Below are 3,019 nucleotides of genomic sequence, written 5' to 3'. Positions count from 1 at the left end.
GTTCGGCGGCGTCCTACTCTCCCACAGGGTCCCCCCTGCAGTACCATCGGCGCTGTAAGGCTTAGCTTCCGGGTTCGAAATGTAACCGGGCGTTTCCCCTACGCTATGACCACCGAAACACTATGAAACTGTCGAACAATGCCGCACCACGCTCTGTGAAACGTGGGGCCGTTCGTGGTTTCAGAACCAACACAGTGGACGCGAGCAACTGAGGACAAGCCCTCGGCCTATTAGTACCGGTCACCTCCACACGTTACCGTGCTTCCAGATCCGGCCTATCAACCCAGTCGTCTACTGGGAGCCTTACCCCATCAAGTGGGTGGGAGTCCTCATCTCGAAGCAGGCTTCCCGCTTAGATGCTTTCAGCGGTTATCCCTCCCGAACGTAGCCAACCAGCCATGCCCTTGGCAGGACAACTGGCACACCAGAGGTTCGTCCGTCCCGGTCCTCTCGTACTAGGGACAGCCCTTCTCAAGACTCCTACGCGCACAGCGGATAGGGACCGAACTGTCTCACGACGTTCTAAACCCAGCTCGCGTACCGCTTTAATGGGCGAACAGCCCAACCCTTGGGACCGACTCCAGCCCCAGGATGCGACGAGCCGACATCGAGGTGCCAAACCATCCCGTCGATATGGACTCTTGGGGAAGATCAGCCTGTTATCCCCGGGGTACCTTTTATCCGTTGAGCGACGGCGCTTCCACAAGCCACCGCCGGATCACTAGTCCCGACTTTCGTCCCTGCTCGACCCGTCGGTCTCACAGTCAAGCTCCCTTGTGCACTTACACTCAACACCTGATTGCCAACCAGGCTGAGGGAACCTTTGGGCGCCTCCGTTACTCTTTAGGAGGCAACCGCCCCAGTTAAACTACCCATCAGACACTGTCCCTGATCCGGATCACGGACCCAGGTTAGACATCCAGCACGACCAGACTGGTATTTCAACGACGACTCCACCCATACTGGCGTATGAGCTTCAAAGTCTCCCAGCTATCCTACACAAGCCGAACCGAACACCAATATCAAACTGTAGTAAAGGTCCCGGGGTCTTTCCGTCCTGCTGCGCGAAACGAGCATCTTTACTCGTAGTGCAATTTCACCGGGCCTATGGTTGAGACAGTCGAGAAGTCGTTACGCCATTCGTGCAGGTCGGAACTTACCCGACAAGGAATTTCGCTACCTTAGGATGGTTATAGTTACCACCGCCGTTTACTGGCGCTTAAGTTCTCAGCTTCGCCACCCCGAAGAGTGACTAACCGGTCCCCTTAACGTTCCAGCACCGGGCAGGCGTCAGTCCGTATACATCGCCTTACGGCTTCGCACGGACCTGTGTTTTTAGTAAACAGTCGCTTCTCGCTGGTCTCTGCGGCCATCCCCAGCTCACGGAGTAAATCCGATCACCGAGCATGGCCCCCCTTCTCCCGAAGTTACGGGGGCATTTTGCCGAGTTCCTTAACCATAGTTCACCCGAACGCCTCGGTATTCTCTACCTGACCACCTGAGTCGGTTTAGGGTACGGGCCGCCATGAAACTCGCTAGAGGCTTTTCTCGACAGCATAGGATCATCCACTTCACCGCAATCGGCTCGGCATCAGGTCTCAGCCTTGTGTGCGACGGATTTGCCTATCGCACGGCCTACACCCTTACCCCGGGACAACCACCGCCCGGGATGGACTACCTTCCTGCGTCACCCCATCACTCACCTACTAACCGCTTGGTCCGGCGGCTCCACCACTTTCCTTTCCCCGAAGGGTCCGGAACGGCTTCACGGCCTTAGCATCACGATGCTCGATGTTTGACGCTTCACAGCGGGTACCGGAATATCAACCGGTTATCCATCGACTACGCCTGTCGGCCTCGCCTTAGGTCCCGACTTACCCTGGGCAGATCAGCTTGACCCAGGAACCCTTAGTCAATCGGCGCAAACGTTTCTCACGTTTGTATCGCTACTCATGCCTGCATTCTCACTCGTCAACCGTCCACGACTACCTTCCAGTGCCGCTTCACCCGGCAGACGACGCTCCCCTACCCATCACAGCCGGCGTTGGCCGTACATGCTGCAATGACACGACTTCGGCGGTACGCTTGAGCCCCGCTACATTGTCGGCGCGGAATCACTAGACCAGTGAGCTATTACGCACTCTTTCAAGGGTGGCTGCTTCTAAGCCAACCTCCTGGTTGTCTGTGCGACTCCACATCCTTTCCCACTTAGCGTACGCTTAGGGGCCTTAGTCGATGCTCTGGGCTGTTTCCCTCTCGACCATGGAGCTTATCCCCCACAGTCTCACTGCCGCGCTCTCACTTACCGGCATTCGGAGTTTGGCTAAGGTCAGTAACCCGGTAGGGCCCATCGCCTATCCAGTGCTCTACCTCCGGCAAGAAACACACGACGCTGCACCTAAATGCATTTCGGGGAGAACCAGCTATCACGGAGTTTGATTGGCCTTTCACCCCTAACCACAGGTCATCCCCCAGGTTTTCAACCCTGGTGGGTTCGGTCCTCCACGAAGTCTTACCTCCGCTTCAACCTGCCCATGGCTAGATCACTCCGCTTCGGGTCTTGAGCGTGCTACTAAAATCGCCCTGTTCGGACTCGCTTTCGCTACGGCTTCCCCACTCGGGTTAACCTCGCAACACACCGCAAACTCGCAGGCTCATTCTTCAAAAGGCACGCAGTCACGAGAAGCACCGAAGTGCTTCCGACGCTCCCACGGCTTGTAGGCACACGGTTTCAGGTACTATTTCACTCCCCTCCCGGGGTACTTTTCACCATTCCCTCACGGTACTATCCGCTATCGGTCACCAGGGAATATTTAGGCTTAGCGGGTGGTCCCGCCAGATTCACACGGGATTTCTCGGGCCCCGTGCTACTTGGGTGTCTCTCAAACGAGCCGCTGATGTTTCGACTACGGGGGTCTTACCCTCTACGCCGGACCTTTCGCATGTCCTTCGTCTACATCAACGGTTTCTGACTCGCCTCACAGCCGGCAGACTGTGAAAGAGAGATCCCACAACCCCG

2 rRNA genes are annotated in these 3,019 nt (G+C 56.8%); both read right to left on the bottom strand.

Features of this window, described 5'->3' with window-relative positions:
• Positions 1 to 117, bottom strand: a 5S ribosomal RNA gene (rrf, locus tag AB0J12_RS39530).
• Positions 118 to 210: 93 nt separating this feature from the next.
• Positions 211 to 3,019: ribosomal RNA gene (locus AB0J12_RS39525) — 23S ribosomal RNA — on the bottom strand; the annotation flags it as partial.

It is taken from the genome of Streptomyces sp. NPDC049915, from assembly GCF_040656475.1.
GTDB lineage: Bacteria > Actinomycetota > Actinomycetes > Streptomycetales > Streptomycetaceae > Streptomyces.
Note: the sequence above shows the minus strand (reverse complement) of the source record. Positions and strands in the feature narration are given on the sequence as shown.